This is a genomic window from Flavobacterium sp., assembly GCF_027490375.1.
Lineage (GTDB): Bacteria > Bacteroidota > Bacteroidia > Flavobacteriales > Flavobacteriaceae > Flavobacterium.
Genome location: NZ_JAIXYH010000057.1, coordinates 1 through 15867 on the forward strand (window position 1 = coordinate 1; position 15867 = coordinate 15867).

Consider the following 15867-nt stretch of genomic DNA (forward strand, 5'->3'; position numbering starts at 1 on the left):
AATTCACCACTTTACGTATCATTCACCCACCCGAACCCGCGTATCGGCGGTACCTGAGCTTGTTGAATGCTTAACCGCAAAGAACGCGAAGATTTACGCAAAGTTCGCAAAGAGGTTTTATCAGTATTAAGATCCGAGTATTAAGAATTAAGACTTCGATGAGTTCACCACTTTAAGTGTCGTCTTGCTACCCAAATCCGCGTATCGTCGGTGCCTGAGCTTGTCGAAGGCATTTTTTCTATTTTTTCTATTTTTTCTATTTTTTTCGCTTCTATTTCGCTTCTATTTCGCGCGAACGGGTGCAGCGATATCCTTTTTGGCGATTTTAATTTCCATCGAACGTTTGCCAAAAAGATAAAGCGGAACACGTGACGGCGTGAACCTTTTTTGCGCAGCGACGACTCGTTTGCCGGCGCGCCCAAATAAAAAAACAGATTTTCTTACAGTTGAATAACCGTTTTCGACGTGTCGTACGAACCTTCAACAAACGTGTAGTCGAGGCGACCCAGTTGCAAACCGTAACAACCCACCTGATTTACAAGTACTTTCTTGCCGATTTTATTGTCGATTACTGTAGGTTTTTCCAAAAAAGTGTGCGTATGACCGCCGAGAATTAAATCGATGTTTTCTGATTGCGCAGCGAGTTTTACATCGGAAATTTTGTTGTCGCGGTACGAGTAGCCGAGGTGCGATAAGCAAATCACTAAATCGCAGTGTTTTTGCTTGAGTTCGGCGGCAATTTCGTTGGCAATACCAACCGGATCGCGGTACACAACGCCTTCGCAATTTCGAGCTTCGACCAAGCCGTTTAAATCGATTCCCAGACCAAAAATTCCAATTTTTAATCCGCCTTTATTCACAATTTTGTAGGGTTTCAAAACTTCTTTCAAGCCATCGGATTTGAGGTCGTAATTCGCATTTACAAATGCAAACTTTACGTGTTCTTGATGTTTTAAAAATCCAGAAACACCGTTGTCAAAGTCGTGATTTCCAACCGTTGCCACGTCGTAGCCGAGCATCGACATTAACTTGAATTCGAGTTCGCCACCAAAGAAATTAAAGTACGGTGTGCCTTGAAATATGTCGCCGCTATCAAGTAACAATACCTGCTCGTTTTCGCGGCGTACTTGCTCGATAACCGCTGCTCGACGCGCAATTCCGCCCTGTCCGGAGTATTTTGCATCTTCTTTTGGAAACGGATCAATATGACTGTGAACGTCGTTTGTGTGTAAAATGACCAGCTTTTTTGCTTTACTAGTAGCCGAGAAAGCAAAGGTGGGCTGTAAAAGCAGCAACGACGACGCCGAAACCGATTGTGCGATAAAGTGTCTTCTATTCATGATTACTATCTTTTATCGGTTATCAAAACCTCATTAGAAAATTGCACCGTTTGATTCTTTTTAAACGACTGAATTATGGCATCGCGAAGTTTGAGTTGTAAATCGAGCCTTTTTTTAGACTTCTGAAAAAAGGTCATTTTATCGCCGCCGTTTGCTAAATAATCGGAAGTTAAAACGAGATATGTTTTGGAATTGTCTAGCGGTTTTCCCTGAATTTTAATGTCGATTGCCTGACCTCTTTCATCGATCGTAAAGCTCAAACCGTAGAGCGGGTGCGGTTTTTCTTCGACGATCATGTACTGGCAAATTTCGAGTATTTGTGCAGCATCAAGCGTTTCGACTACTGCAGTATTTTCGAACGGCATAATTTTAAAGGCATTTCGCAGAGTCACATCCCCCTTTGGTAAATTAGACCGAATACCTCCGTGATTGAAAAGTACGAGGTCGATTTTTGTATTGAAGTTTCGTTCACAAATCGGATTGCAAATTTCGTAGCAGCTTTGTGCCAACCAATTTCCAATATTTGTTTGCCACTTTCCACTAGATTTATCTAACGCTACTGGGTTCTTACACAAGAGCGTGTCTAATTTTTGATCGAGATTTTTTTTGTAGGGAAGAATGAAGTCGGTTACTTGTTGCGCATTTGGCAGCGAATCTACGAGCTTGATTTCCTTGCCAGATATTGTTGTTACGCTGTGATTTGATTTACAGCCAACAACGAATAGCAACGTTAAGATTGTGATAAGGCTGTACCGCAAAAACGGATACTTTCCTAGATTTACCATCGTTTTCGTAAGTTTTTTAACTTTGTTGCAAAGTAAGATGCTTTTCGTTTAAGAACGTACATTTACGGCGAATACAATATCAACTAATTGTTAACTTTATTTTCATGACAAATCAATTTATCGGAACAGGCGTTGCCTTGGTTACACCATTCAAAAGCAATTTAGAAGTCGATTTTGAAGCTTTAACCCGTATTGTCAAGTACGTTTCCGATAATGGAGTTAACTATTTGGTGGTTTTAGGAACAACTGGCGAACCTGCAACACTGAGCTCGACGGAGAAAAAGCAGGTCATTGATTGCATAAAAGCAGCGAACACCAAGAATTTGCCATTGGTTTTAGGAGTAGGAGGGAACAATACTTCTGCTTTGATTGAAGAGCTGCAAACAGCTGATTTTACTGGATTTTCAGCAATTTTATCGGTGAGTCCATACTACAACAAACCATCGCAGGAAGGAATTTACCAGCATTTTGCTGCTTTGGCGAAAGTGAGTCCGCTTCCAATAATTTTGTACAATGTGCCGGGTCGTACCGCAAGTAATATGTTGCCTAAAACAGTTGCGCGTTTGGCAAGCGATTTTTCAAATATTATTGGAATAAAAGAAGCAGCAGGAGATGTGGTTCAGGCGATGGAGTTAATTCGGCTTGTTCCCAAAGATTTTCTGGTTATTTCAGGCGATGACATGGTTACATTACCAATTATTTTAGCGGGAGGTGCCGGAGTTATTTCGGTAATTGGCGAAGGACTTCCGGCGGCATTCTCTAAAATGGTGCAGCTTGGCTTGGAACGAAAAGTTGACGATGCCTTTGCGTTGCATTACCAAATTGCACCTGCTATTGATTTGATTTTTGAAGAAGGAAACCCGGCAGGCATTAAAGAAATGCAGGCGCAACTCGGCTTGTGTGAAAATGCGGTACGTTTGCCTTTAGTTGCCGCAACCGATTCCTTGAAAGCTAAAATTGCCACCTATTTAAAATCCGCACACTAATTTACGGGATGTGCCGTTTTCCTCACGGTTTTGAGTTGCAATTGCATACTTAAAATCGATTCGTTTACTATCAATATAAATCACTATTTTTGCAGACTCAAATTTTGAGTGTATATAGTTAGCTTTTCGCTTTATGATAAAAAGAATTTTTGCGTTGTTTTTAGTTTTGATGATACTTACGTCGTGTAGTGAGTATCAGAAAGCGCTCAAAAACGAAGATATTGCCCTGAAGTATAAGGTTGGCGAAAAAATGTACGAGGCTAAAAAGTACCAGAAAGCACTTCGTTTATTTGAACAAATCGCACCGACCTATCGCGGTAAGCCGCAAGCTGAAAAGCTCTTCTACATGTACGGAAAATCCTTTTACGCAGAAAAAGAGTTTTACAGTGCTGGTTACCAGTTCGATAACTTTGTTTCGAGCTATCCGCGCTCAGAGAAAGTAGAAGAGGTAGCTTATTTGGGAGCCATTTCTTACTCGAAATTGTCGCCACGCTATAGTTTAGATCAAGTGGATACTTACAAGGCTATCGATAAATTACAGAGTTTTATTGATAATTATCCTGATTCCAAGTATTTAGCTGAGGCTAATGAAGTGGTGAAAAATCTGCGAACCAAAATTGAAAAGAAGAATTTTGAGATTGCAAAACAGTATAACACCATCAACGACCACAAGTCGGCATTAGTGGCTTTAGATATATTTCTGGGAGAGTTTCCCGGAACTCCTTTTAAAGAAGACGCCTTGTTTTATCGTTTAGACTCGTCTTATCAATTGGCAATCAATTCTATTGAAAGTAAAAAGGAAGAAAGATTGCTCGCAGCTAGGCAAGCTCATGCAACTTTGATTAAATTTGCACCGGAAACGAAGTATAAGAAGAAAGCCGACGAAATGTTGGAACAGATAAATAACGACTTAAAATCTTTTTCGAAATAATTATTATGGATCTAAAGAAAGCCTCCGCACCAGTAAATACGGTAACTTACAACAAAACAGCCATCGAAAAACCAACCGGGAATATCTACGAGGCAATTACCGTAATCGCAAAAAGAGCCAACCAAATCAATGCTGAAATTAAAAAAGAGTTGACAGAGAAGTTGGAAGAATTTGCTACTTACAACGATTCTTTGGAAGAAATTTTCGAAAACAAAGAGCAAATCGAAGTATCAAAATATTACGAGAAGCTTCCAAAACCTCACGCTTTAGCCGTGCAAGAATGGATGGAAGATAAAATTTACCACCGCGACGCTAACAAATAGTCCGAATGTCAGTTCTTAACGGACGAAAAATTTTATTAGCAGTATCGGGCGGGATTGCGGCATACAAAACGGCGCAACTCGTCCGTTTGTTTATTAAAGCCGGCGCAGAAGTTCAAGTTATTTTAACCGACGCGGCAAAAGACTTTGTTACACCACTTACGTTATCAACGCTCTCGAAACGAGAAGTGTTTTCTCATTTTTATAACGACGATGAAAAGGAAGCCAAATGGAACAATCATGTCGAATTAGCTCTGTGGGCTGATCTCATGCTAATTGCTCCTGCAACCGCAAACACGCTATCTAAAATGGCACACGGCGTTTGCGATAACTTGGTGTTAGCCACCTATCTGTCGGCGAAATGTCCGGTCTATTTCGCACCAGCGATGGATTTGGATATGTACAAGCACGAAACTTCAAAAGAGAATTTCGCACGCTTACAATCCTTCGATAATATTATGATTCCAGCTGAATCGGGCGAACTCGCCAGCGGATTAAGTGGAGAAGGTCGTATGGCTGAACCCGAAAATATTATCGGTTTTATCGAAAATCATCTGCTAAAGCAACTTCCGCTTCGAGGAAAAAAAGTACTTATAACAGCAGGACCGACCTACGAACCCATTGATCCGGTCCGATTTGTAGGAAATCATTCTACAGGAAAAATGGGTTACGACTTGGCCGAAGAAGCCGCTCGTAACGGTGCAGAAGTTTTTCTGGTAAGCGGTCCGAGTCATTTGCATCTTCAAAATCCGAACATCCACATCACACGAGTTCAAACGGCTGATCAAATGCATAAGGCGTGTTTAGACGTATATGCCGAGGTAGATATCGCAATAGCCGCCGCCGCCGTTGCCGATTACAGACCAAAAAATGTTGCCCCAGAGAAAATAAAAAAGAAAGATTCGTGTTTACATTTAGAATTGGAAAAGACCGTCGATATTCTAGCCGATCTCGGTTCTAAAAAAGAAAAGCAGTTTTTGGTCGGTTTTGCATTGGAAACAGAAAACGAATTTGAAAACGCTTGTTTAAAAATTGAGCGCAAAAATCTAAATTTGATTGTTTTAAATTCGCTCAGAGATGCAGGTGCAGGATTTGGAGTTCCAACAAATAAAGTAACTTTAATCGATGCCCACAAAGCAGCAACCGATTTACCGTTAATGACTAAGGAAAATGTTGCAGCAGCTATTTTTCAAAGAATTATACAAATGACCCATGCGTAAAATACTGATTCTTCTTACTTCTATTTTCACGACGCTTTCCTTTTCCCAAGAATTGAATTGCGTGGTTCAAGTAAACGCAAATCAGATTACAAAAACCAATCAGCAGATATTTAAAACTTTAGAAAAATCGCTAAGCGAGTTGGTTAATAATACCAAATGGTCTGATTTAGATTTTAAAAAGAAAGAACGGATCGAGTGCAGTATGTTTATCACGGTGACTTCCTACAATAACGATCAGTTTGTGGCTTCGCTTCAAATTCAGTCGTCGAGACCTGTTTACAATGCAGGCTATCAGAGTCCTGTTTTCAATTATAACGACAAAGATTTCATCTTTCGATACGTCGAATTTGAAAATTTATTCTACGATCCTAACTCCTTTACCTCAAATTTAGTGGCAGTGATTTCATTCTATGCCAACTATATTATTGGTTTAGATCAAGATACTTTTTCAGAAGCGGGCGGAACTCCGTATTTCGCTGCGGCACAAAACATCGTGAGCTTATCGCAAGGGCAAGGCGGTAAAGGCTGGAACCAAACCGACGGAAATCAAAATCGGTATTTTTTAGCAGCCGATATGCTATCAAATACGTTCCTTCCGCTCCGAACTGCAATCTACAAGTACCACCGTTTGGGTCTCGACCGTATGACCGATGATGTAAAAGAAGCAAAAACAGCAGTTAAAAGTGCGATTATGAGCATAGACGAAGTTCACAAAGTTCGTCCAAACGCCTTCTTAACGCGTATTTTCTTCGATGCTAAAGCCGAAGAAATTCAGCAGATTTTCTCGGGCGGTCCGGAAACAAACGCCATCGAATTATCGAACATGTTAAATAAACTGTCGCCCATGAACTCTAGTAAATGGACCTCAGTTAAAATTTAATACCTTTGGGTTCCGATTTATTTATGCCCATATGCTTCGTTCCCTATCGATACAGAATTTTGCTCTTTTACGCCGGATAAATCTCGAATTTACCGCAGGTTTCACCGCTCTTACAGGTGAAACGGGTGCAGGAAAATCTATATTGTTAAACGCATTAGGTCTGATACGCGGCGATCGTGCCGATACTACGGCGCTCTACGACAAGGAAGAGAAATGTATCGTTGAAGCCGAGTTCGATATCGAGAAATACCAGCTTCAAGATTTCTTCGAAACGCACGATTTGGATTACGATCCGTTAACCATAGTTCGTAGAGAAATTCTTCCAAACGGAAAATCGCGAGCATTTGTTAATGATGCACCGGTTTTAGTGAATACCCTACAACTATTAGCTGCCGAGTTAATCGATATTCACGGGCAACAAGACACGCGAAATCTCAGCGATAAACTCTACCAAATTGCATTCCTAGATGCATTTGCGCAAACAACGCATCAGCTACAGTTGTTTCAAACGCAGTTAAAAGCACATCAAAAACTGCTCAAACAAATTGCCGATAAAGAACGCGAACTCTTCGAAGCTCAAAAAGCTAAAGATTACAATACTTTTCTTTTTGAAGAGTTGCAGGCGCTCCAACTTCAAGATGGCGATCAGGCTATTTGGGAAGGCGAACTCAATAAACTTGAAAACGCCGAAACCATCAAAGAGGCATTGGCTTTTTCAAAATACAGCATCGACGATACCGAGTTTTCTGTCGCTTCACAACTCAATCAAATTCAAGCAAAACTTAAACGAATCGCCGACTTTCATCCCGACTACCAAGATTTTCACGATCGAATTGCTTCAATGCTCATCGATGTACGCGAGCTCGATAAAGAATTAAGTGCACAAATCGATGCGATAGAAGCAAATCCAGCGGAGAAAGAATCGCTGCAGGAAAAAGTCGACACCTTATATCAGCTATTTAGAAAGCATCAAGTTTCGTCGGATGCCGACTTAATTGACGTCAGAAACCAGCTAGAAGCACAAATTTCTGCGATAGAAAACAATCAAGAAGAACTCGAACTCTGGAAAAAAACAGCTAATGAACAGCGCGCTGCCTTACAACAAGTTGCGCAAACGCTCAGTGAAGCTCGAAAAAAAGCGGCTCCAAAACTAGAAACCGAATTGGCCATGCTCACCAAAGAACTGGGTATGCCGCATGCGAAATTTGCTTTGACTTTTCAACAAACAACCGATTTTACAGCCACAGGTATCGACGACGTCGAAATTGTTTTTTCGGCTAATCCAGGCACCGATCTGCAAGCTTTGAGAAAATCGGCATCAGGTGGCGAGCTTTCTCGAATCATGTTGGTAATAAAATCCATACTCGCTAAACACAGCAAGTTGCCAACGCTCATTTTCGACGAAATCGACACCGGAGTATCTGGTGAAATTGCTTACAAAATGTCTGAAATCATGCGAGGAATGGCTTCCGACATGCAATTATTCGCGATCACGCATCTGCCGCAAGTTGCTGCTGCTGCCAACGAACATTTCCGCGTAAGCAAAGCAGTTAACGGAACAGAAACCGAAACAAAAGTGCTTCGTCTCGATCTCGAAGAGCGAATTTCCGAAATCGCATCAATGATTTCCGGTTCCACAGCATCGGCGGCTGCCATCGAACACGCACGAAGTTTATTACACAGAACCTCGTCGTAAACCGAAACGCTCATCTATTTTTAATTCCGAAAACTCAGGTTTAATAATATCTTTGTAACATCAAAAACAACTACAATTATGATTATAGCTCCAAGAATGCGCGGCTTTATCTGCTTAACAGCTCATCCAGACGGCAGCAGGCAGAACGTTAAAAATCAAATCCACTACGTACAGCAACAACCTGCACTCGACAGCTACAAGAAAGTCTTGGTTATTGGTGCCAGTACTGGTTTTGGCTTGGCTTCACGAATTACTGCCGCTTTCGGTTCCGGCGCAGCAACCATAGGAGTGTTTTTTGAAAAACCGGCATCACCAGGCAAAACAGCTTCGCCCGGGTGGTACAATGCAGCAGCATTCGAAGAAGAAGCCGCTCAAAAAGGACTATACGCCAAAAGCATCAACGGCGATGCATTTTCGGATGCCATCAAACAGCAAACAATCGACTTAATTAAACAAGATCTTGGTCAGGTCGATTGTGTCGTGTATTCTTTGGCTTCACCTGTGCGTTTACACCCAAAAACCGGCGTTTTACACCGTTCCGCGTTAAAGCCTATCGGGAAAACATTCACGAATAAAACAGTCGATTTCCACACCGGAGTTGTTTCAACGATAAGTATTGAACCTGCAACTGAAGAAGATATTCAAAATACCATTACTGTTATGGGCGGCGAGGACTGGCAAATGTGGATGGATGCACTCCTTGAAGCAGGTGTTCTGGCCGAAAATGCAGTTACGGTGGCCTACAGCTACATTGGCCCGGAAGTAACCGAAGCCGTTTACCGTAAAGGAACCATTGGCCGTGCTAAAGATCATCTGGAAGCTACCGCCGATGTGATAACCGAGCAACTTAAATCGATCAACGGAAAAGCATACATTTCTGTCAATAAAGCATTGGTAACCCAAGCTAGTAGCGCTATTCCAGTAATTCCGCTGTACATTTCGCTGTTGTACAAACTCATGAAATCTAAAGGAACACACGAGGGCTGCATCGAACAAATGTATCGTTTGTTTAGTGAGCGCTTGGTTAAATCGGGCGAAGTTCCTACCGACAAAGAAGGACGTATTCGCATAGACGATTGGGAAATGGATGCCGAAATTCAAGCAGAAATTGCAAAGCTTTGGGAACAATCGGATACCGAGTCGCTCGTAGGCTTCGGAGATTTGGAAGGTTACCGAAACGATTTCTTAAATCTGTTTGGTTTTGGCTACAAAGAAGTCGACTACGACGCTGAAGCCAACGAACTAGTCGATGTACCAAGCATCAAATAAATTAAGTCCCTCTTTTTGAGGGATTTTTTTTGGGCAAGTGCCGGCTATTTAGTGGAAATTCTTTTTGCCGGCACCCGGCTTTCCGCAGTAGTGCAGTTCGGGCTTAGGCCCTTCTGCAGCTACTTGGCTGCAATCCGTCTTGCGAAAAGCGTCCTTACGAAATAGATTTTACTAAGTTCATGAAACCAAGAACAGCTATTTTGGGAATAAATTGAGTGTTAATTGGGATAATTTTTAGAAAAAACCTAGTGTTTACCATGGTTCGTTGAATTTTGATATCGCTATTATTTCTATCTTCGCTACTTATAATAAATTTTAATTGCATGAAAAAAATTACATTAACAGTATTGTTCTTATGCGCGTTTGCATGGAGCAGTATAGCCCAAGTTCAAGTTGGCTCGGGTAACAATCAGTCGCAAAACGTTCCCATTGAGCCGTATTATAATTACAGCTATTCTCAGTCTATTTATTTAGCTTCTGAGATCAATGCAACAGGTCAAATTACGGGGATTCAATACTACTATTCGGGTACAACAAGTTTAGAAAGTAGTCAAGAATGGGTTGTTTATCTCAAAACATCCGACCGTACTTCCTTTGCCGATGCAACCGATTGGGAAGACATTGCAACGTTTACCCAAGTGTACTCAGGAACCTTTCCAGTTACCGCACCAGGATGGTACACAATCAATTTCGATGTTCCGTTTGATTACAACGGCACCGATAATTTAATCGTTGCTGTGGAGGAAAATCAAGATGATTTCGATGGCTTTAGCGATGATTTTTGGAATTCACCAGTAACAGGAAATCGTTCGATTTATGCGTATTCAGACGACTTAAACATTGATCCGATGAATCCAACAGACGTTCCCGACGGATCGGATGTTTTTACGGGTGTTGCGGCATTTGTGCCAAACATCATTTTTGAAGGAATTCAGCAAGCATGTCCAACACCTGGAGGTTTAACTGTAAATGGAGTCACGAATAACTCGGCGTCAATTGTGTGGAATGCGGGCGATCAATCAAACTGGGAAATATTTGTTGTTCCAGCATCAGAACCAGCTCCTACCGAAGCAGATGCAGGAGTTGCTGTTTCGGGAACGGCACAATATACCGCTTCAAATTTAACAGCAACCACCACATATAACGTGTATGTTCGTGCCGTATGTAGCGGAGGTCTATTAAGTACTTGGTCAAGCGCCGTAACATTCACAACGACAATAGATTGCTCAGCAGCTACAGCAATCGAAGCGTGTGGAGAAGAAGTGTCGTATACTTTAGCAGCCGGAAACGGAACCTTAAATGTGGAAGCATGTGGTTTTGATACACCTGGTCAAGAGAAACTTTACATCTTTACACCTGAAATCACTGGAATTTACGACTTACAAGTTACTGCAGCAACAGGCGGTTACGTAGATTATTTCTTTAAACCTGTAGAAGGAGCTACTTGCGATGCTAACGGCTGGGAATGTATAGACGATATCAATGCGGCAGTGACCGCTGAAATCGGCTTTTTGACAGGAGGCGTTTCGTACTATATCTTAGTTGATGCTGAAACTGCAACAGCAAAAGCACAAACATTCAACATTGTTTGTGCCCCAAGTTGTACTGCTCCGCAAGCCGAATTCTATACGGATGCCGACTGTGACGAAGCAGAACAGTTTTTCGTTTCCGTTGAAATCGATTTTCTAGGAACGGCTACTGGTGCAACGGTTACCGATAATCAAGGTTCACAAGCGCAAACAATCAGTGGAACGGGAGAGCTTTTATTCGGACCTTATGCTATTGGAACAGCAGTGGTTTTTACAGTAGCTAATGATCAAGACGAAACTTGCTTCAATGAATACGAAGCAGTAACTGTAGAAGCTTGCCCACCCGCAAACGATGATTGTGACAACGCAATAGTTCTTAATGTGGGAGGAGCGTATGAAGAGCAGCAAGTTGATTCGGGTAATGCAGGTGCAACGGATTCTGATGAAAGTGAACCAACCACTTGCTTTGGTTACGAAGGCGGCGATATCTGGTACGTGTTGGAAGTTCCTGATTCGGGTTCAGTTACTATCCAAACAGGAGATAGTTCTACTGGCGGTACCGACGTGGATACGGTAATCACAGCCTATAGTGGTACATGCGATGAACTTACACAAATTTCTTGTGACGACGATGGGGTTCCAGGTTTTGCGGATGGTTACAGCCGAGTAATTTTGACAGGGAGAACTCCAGGTGAGTTGATATACTTACGTGTTTACGAATATAACAATGATGAAGTAGGCACGTTTTCAATATCTGCTTTTGATGCTTCGCTTCTAAGTGTAGGAGACGAGAATATTCAAAAATCGGCTGTGTATCCAAATCCAGTTAAAGATATTTTGACTGTTTCAAATCAGGATACAATTTCGAATATTTCAGTATTCAATATTGTTGGTCAACAAGTATTACTTCAAAATGTAAATAATTCAGAAGCTAGAGTCGATTTTTCGAACCTTGCTGCTGGTACATACTTGGTGAAAGTTCAAGCTGGAAATGGTGTAGAAACTATAAAAATAGTTAAGAACTAATTACGCTAAATATTTACATTATAAGCCTCGATCTTTTTCGAGGCTTTTTTGTTTTACGGCTATTGTAGTATTGTCAACAAAAGTTAAAAATGCGGTTTATTAACAAAAAAACATGAAATCGTTACGGAATGTTTAGCAAAAAATTAAGATTTATTTTTAAATTAGCCGACAATAACTTAATTATTTACTAAATGAAAAAAATTACGCTAACCTTGGCGCTTCTTTGCCTTTTCGTGGTAGGAGGTTTTGCTCAGGTGCAAGTCGGAACAGGCAACGAAGAAACGCGCAACGCGCCGATCGAGCCTTTTTACGGTTACACCTACTCGCAATCCGTTTATCTCGCTTCGGAGATCAACGCTTCAGGTCAAATTACCGGAATTCAATACTATTTTTCTGGTACAACTGCGCTACCAAATTCACAGCAATGGGTAGTTTATTTAGCGCAATCTTCACGTGAATCGTTTGCAGATCAGGCAGACTGGGAAGATATTGCTAATTTCACACAAGTTTATTCAGGTCCATACCCAGTAAACGGTCCTGGATGGTATACAATTACTTTCGATACACCGTTCGATTACAACGGCACCGATAATCTGATTGTTGCTGTCGAAGAGAATTCAGTGAATTATGACGCATCAACTGATGACTTTTGGAATACTGCCGTCAGTGGAAACAGAACTATTTATGCATTTTCAGACGGTACTAATCCAGATCCGGCTGATCCGAACAATAACTTTAATGGATTTTTATCTAGAGGAGTTGCTGCTGCTGTTCCAACAATCATTTTCGAAGGCATTGTACAAGCATGTCCAAATCCTGGCGCTGCGGTAGTTGAAGACATAACAACTACTTCTTCAACAATTACTTGGCAAGTTAACGGTAGCGAAACGGCTTGGGAAGTTTTCATTACTGAACTTGGTGCAGGTGCGCCTGACGCGGGTACTGCTGGTACTGCGGTTTCGGGTGCAGCTACTTTTAACGCTGCAAATTTGAGCCCTGCTACTAATTATTCAGTTTATGTTCGTGCTATTTGTAGCGGAACATTAGCAAGCGGATGGGTTGGTCCAACTAATTTCATAACGCTTTGTGAGCCGTTTTCAGATTTGACAACGGATTTTGAAAATTCTGCTGGGGGAACTACGCCAGATTGCTATTCGAAAATAATTAATTCTACATCAACGTTTGCGACTGCGGGTGTTGTAACTTTTGCAGGAGCAAATGGCACTGCGCGCTCTTATGAATTATACAATTCTAATGACGCGAACGCTCAAATCGCATTAGTTTCACCTCCATTGGCGCAACTTGCAGCGGGTACACATCGTGTTAAGTTTTTTGCAAATGGATTTGGTGGTGATCCAATTGAAGTAGGTACAATTACAGACCCTAGTGATATCTCAACATTCACGCTTGTAGAAACTATTGTTACCGAAAATGGTTGGTCACTTGAGACTGTGGCATTCCCTGCTACGACAGACATGTTTATCGCATTTAAACACGGTGGTGGCGGAACTTTCAGTACACTGCGTGTAGACGAAATCGTGTGGGAACCTCTTCCAACTTCGGCTCCTGCGTGTGTTGCTGATGCTGTTGCAACACCAGATGCTGCCTGTGGTAACTACGAAAATACAATCATTTGGTCGGCAGTAGAAGGCGCCGACGGATATCTAATCAACGTGGGAACTACTCCTGGTGGTGTTGAAATCGTTGAAGCAGAGGATTTAGGTTTAGCTACTGAGTTCGCTTTCAGCGGAAATCGCGATACTACTTACTACTTCACAGTAATTGCCTATAATGATTTTGCTCCTGCAACTGGTTGTGCCGAGCAAACCTTTACAACAGTTCCAGATGGTTGTTACTGCGTTTCTGCTCCAACAAGTAACGATGGTGCAGGTATTACTTCTATTGTTATAGGTCAATCTGAATATTCTATTCCAGATGTAACTTACCAAGATAATTCTGCGGAAATCGTTGATTTAAACAGAGGTTTAGTGAACAACTTGCAGATTACCTTTGCAACGGGTTATACATACAATACGTATGTTGTTATCGACTTAAACGATGATTTCAATTTTACAGAAGATGAAATTTTGTTTAGTGGTCAATCATTAGCAACTAATCCAACAACTTACGACGCTTCTTTCATTGTTCCAGCTGACGCTCCTCTAGGAGAGCACAGAATGAGACTTGTAACTGCTGATAGTATGCCAGAAGCTAACTTCGATCCGTGCTACGATGGTTCTTATGCCGTTGTGGTAGATTTTACAGTTAACATCGTTCAAGCTTCTTGTACACCAGCAGCTGCTACAGCAACTATAGTTCCAGATTGTGATAACGGTCAATACAACATTGAAGTTGTAGTTACTGATTTAGGTAGTGGAACTCCAAGTATATCTGATGGTTCAAATGAAACACCAATCACTGCCGTTGGGACTTATACAGTAGGTCCATTTGAGAACCTTTCTTCTGTAACGTTAACTTTACTTCACGGCGTTGAAGAAGCATGTAATATTCCACTTGGAACATTCAGCTATGTTTGTCCTCCTTCATGTGATAATGCGATAGTTATTGCAGCTTGTGGAGAATCTATTGATTTAGCTGTTCCAGCTGGTCCTGGTGCATGGAATGTGACTACTTGCGGCTTCAGCACTCCTGGAGTTGAGGTTATCTATTCATTCACTCCTGAAACAACAGGTTTGTATAGTTTACAATTAACGGCAGCAACCGGTGGTTATGTTGATTATTTCTTCAAAGTTGCAGATGATGTGTGCGACACTACTGGTTGGACATGTATCGACGATTTGAGCTTTGCTGCTGTTCGTGAGATTGGTATTTTGACAGCGGGAGTTGAATACTTAATCCTTGCTGATTCAGAAGGGACAACCGCTAGAAATCATACTTTTAATATTGTTTGTGCTCCTTCTTGTACAAACGCTGTGGCAAGTGTACTAGCAACTGCTGATTGCGCTAACGGTGAAGTTTTCTTCGCTACCGTTTCTATTACAAACATGGGTTCAGCGACTTCGCTTACAGTTTCTGATGATCAAGGTTCAAACCCACAAGCTGTTACTGCCGTTGGTACAGTAACTTTTGGTCCTTATGCAATTGGTACAGATGTAATCTTTACTGTAGCAAACGACCAAGACGAAACTTGTGTTTTCGATACTAACGCTGTTACTGTTACCGATTGTCCTCCAGCAAACGACGAGTGTTCTGGTGCTATATTTATGAGCGTAGGTGGTGCTTACGAGGAACAAGCAATCGATGTTTCAAACGGTGGTGCTACAGCTACAAATATGGGTAACCCAACTACTTGCTTTGGTTACGTTGGTGGCGACGTATGGTGTATGGTTGAAGTTCCTGCATCAGGATCTGTAACTATTGAAACTGGTGACAGTTTAGCTGGTGATACAGGTGTTGATACTGTTATTACTGCTTACAGCGGTGCTTGTGGTCAACTTGCGCAAATTGGATGTGATGACGATGGAGCAGCTACAGGAAGCTATAGCCGTTTAGTGTTAGCTAACAGAACACCAGGTGAATATATTTATCTACGTGTTTATGAATATAACAACGATAACGTAGGTACGTTCTCTGTATCTGCCTTCGACGCTTCATTACTAGGTACAGATAATTTCAATTCTACGAAACTATCTATTTATCCTAATCCAGTAAAAGATGTACTTTCGTTGAATTACAACACTAATATTACTAATGTAGCTGTGTTCAATATCGTAGGTCAGCAAGTTCTTTCTCAAACTGCTAATGGAACAGATGTGAAAGTAAACATGTCAACATTGGCAGCAGGTGCTTACATTGTGAAAGTAACCGCAGATAATATGACTAAAACTGTAAAAGTTATCAAAAACTAATTTGATTCTTTTCGAT

Annotated in this window: 11 protein-coding genes; 9 read left to right on the forward strand and 2 right to left on the reverse strand. The window is 41.5% G+C overall.

Annotated features, from left to right (window positions below; translation table 11 throughout):
• Positions 1-440 precede the first annotated feature (440 nt).
• Positions 441-1340, reverse strand: a complete 900-nt coding sequence (locus tag Q0064_RS07120) for a metallophosphatase (protein WP_298146387.1) — start codon at positions 1338-1340, stop codon at positions 441-443.
• Positions 1341-1345: 5 nt separating this feature from the next.
• Positions 1346-2125, reverse strand: a complete 780-nt coding sequence (locus Q0064_RS07125) for a 5'-nucleotidase (RefSeq protein ID WP_298146390.1) — start codon at positions 2123-2125, stop codon at positions 1346-1348.
• Between the two features lie 104 nt (positions 2126-2229).
• On the opposite strand from Q0064_RS07125, the gene dapA reads away from it, so the two are divergent.
• From dapA to Q0064_RS07170, 9 genes are all read left to right on the forward strand, one after another.
• The gene (gene dapA / locus Q0064_RS07130; protein WP_298146392.1) at positions 2230-3111 is read left to right on the forward strand and encodes a 4-hydroxy-tetrahydrodipicolinate synthase; all 882 of its coding nucleotides are present in this window, start codon (positions 2230-2232) and stop codon (positions 3109-3111) included.
• Positions 3112-3247: 136 nt separating this feature from the next.
• Positions 3248-4042 carry an outer membrane protein assembly factor BamD gene (bamD, locus tag Q0064_RS07135; protein WP_298146446.1) on the forward strand — a complete coding sequence of 265 codons (795 nt, stop codon included), beginning with the start codon at positions 3248-3250 and terminating at the stop codon, positions 4040-4042.
• 5 nt (positions 4043-4047) lie between these two features.
• Positions 4048-4365, forward strand: a complete 318-nt coding sequence (locus Q0064_RS07140; RefSeq protein ID WP_094486668.1) for a DNA-directed RNA polymerase subunit omega — start codon at positions 4048-4050, stop codon at positions 4363-4365.
• A gap of 5 nt (positions 4366-4370) precedes the next feature.
• Complete coding sequence (gene coaBC / locus Q0064_RS07145) at positions 4371-5582, forward strand: bifunctional phosphopantothenoylcysteine decarboxylase/phosphopantothenate--cysteine ligase CoaBC (RefSeq protein WP_298146395.1); 1212 nt, start codon at positions 4371-4373, stop codon at positions 5580-5582.
• Positions 5575-6462 (forward strand): DUF4835 family protein, encoded by an 888-nt coding sequence (locus Q0064_RS07150; protein WP_298146397.1) that lies wholly within the window; start codon positions 5575-5577, stop codon positions 6460-6462. The genes coaBC and Q0064_RS07150 overlap by 8 nt, the downstream gene beginning before the upstream one ends.
• 31 nt (positions 6463-6493) lie before the next feature.
• On the forward strand, positions 6494-8158 hold the full coding sequence (recN, locus tag Q0064_RS07155; protein WP_298146399.1) for a DNA repair protein RecN: 1665 nt from the start codon (positions 6494-6496) through the stop codon (positions 8156-8158).
• A 78-nt stretch (positions 8159-8236) separates the two neighbouring features.
• Positions 8237-9427 (forward strand): enoyl-ACP reductase FabV, encoded by a 1191-nt coding sequence (gene fabV / locus Q0064_RS07160; protein ID WP_298146401.1) that lies wholly within the window; start codon positions 8237-8239, stop codon positions 9425-9427.
• Positions 9428-9750: 323 nt separating this feature from the next.
• Positions 9751-11982, forward strand: a complete 2232-nt coding sequence (locus tag Q0064_RS07165) for a T9SS type A sorting domain-containing protein (protein WP_298146403.1) — start codon at positions 9751-9753, stop codon at positions 11980-11982.
• Between the two features lie 191 nt (positions 11983-12173).
• Positions 12174-15851, forward strand: a complete 3678-nt coding sequence (locus Q0064_RS07170; protein WP_298146405.1) for a T9SS type A sorting domain-containing protein — start codon at positions 12174-12176, stop codon at positions 15849-15851.
• The last annotated feature ends 16 nt before the right edge of the window (positions 15852-15867 follow it).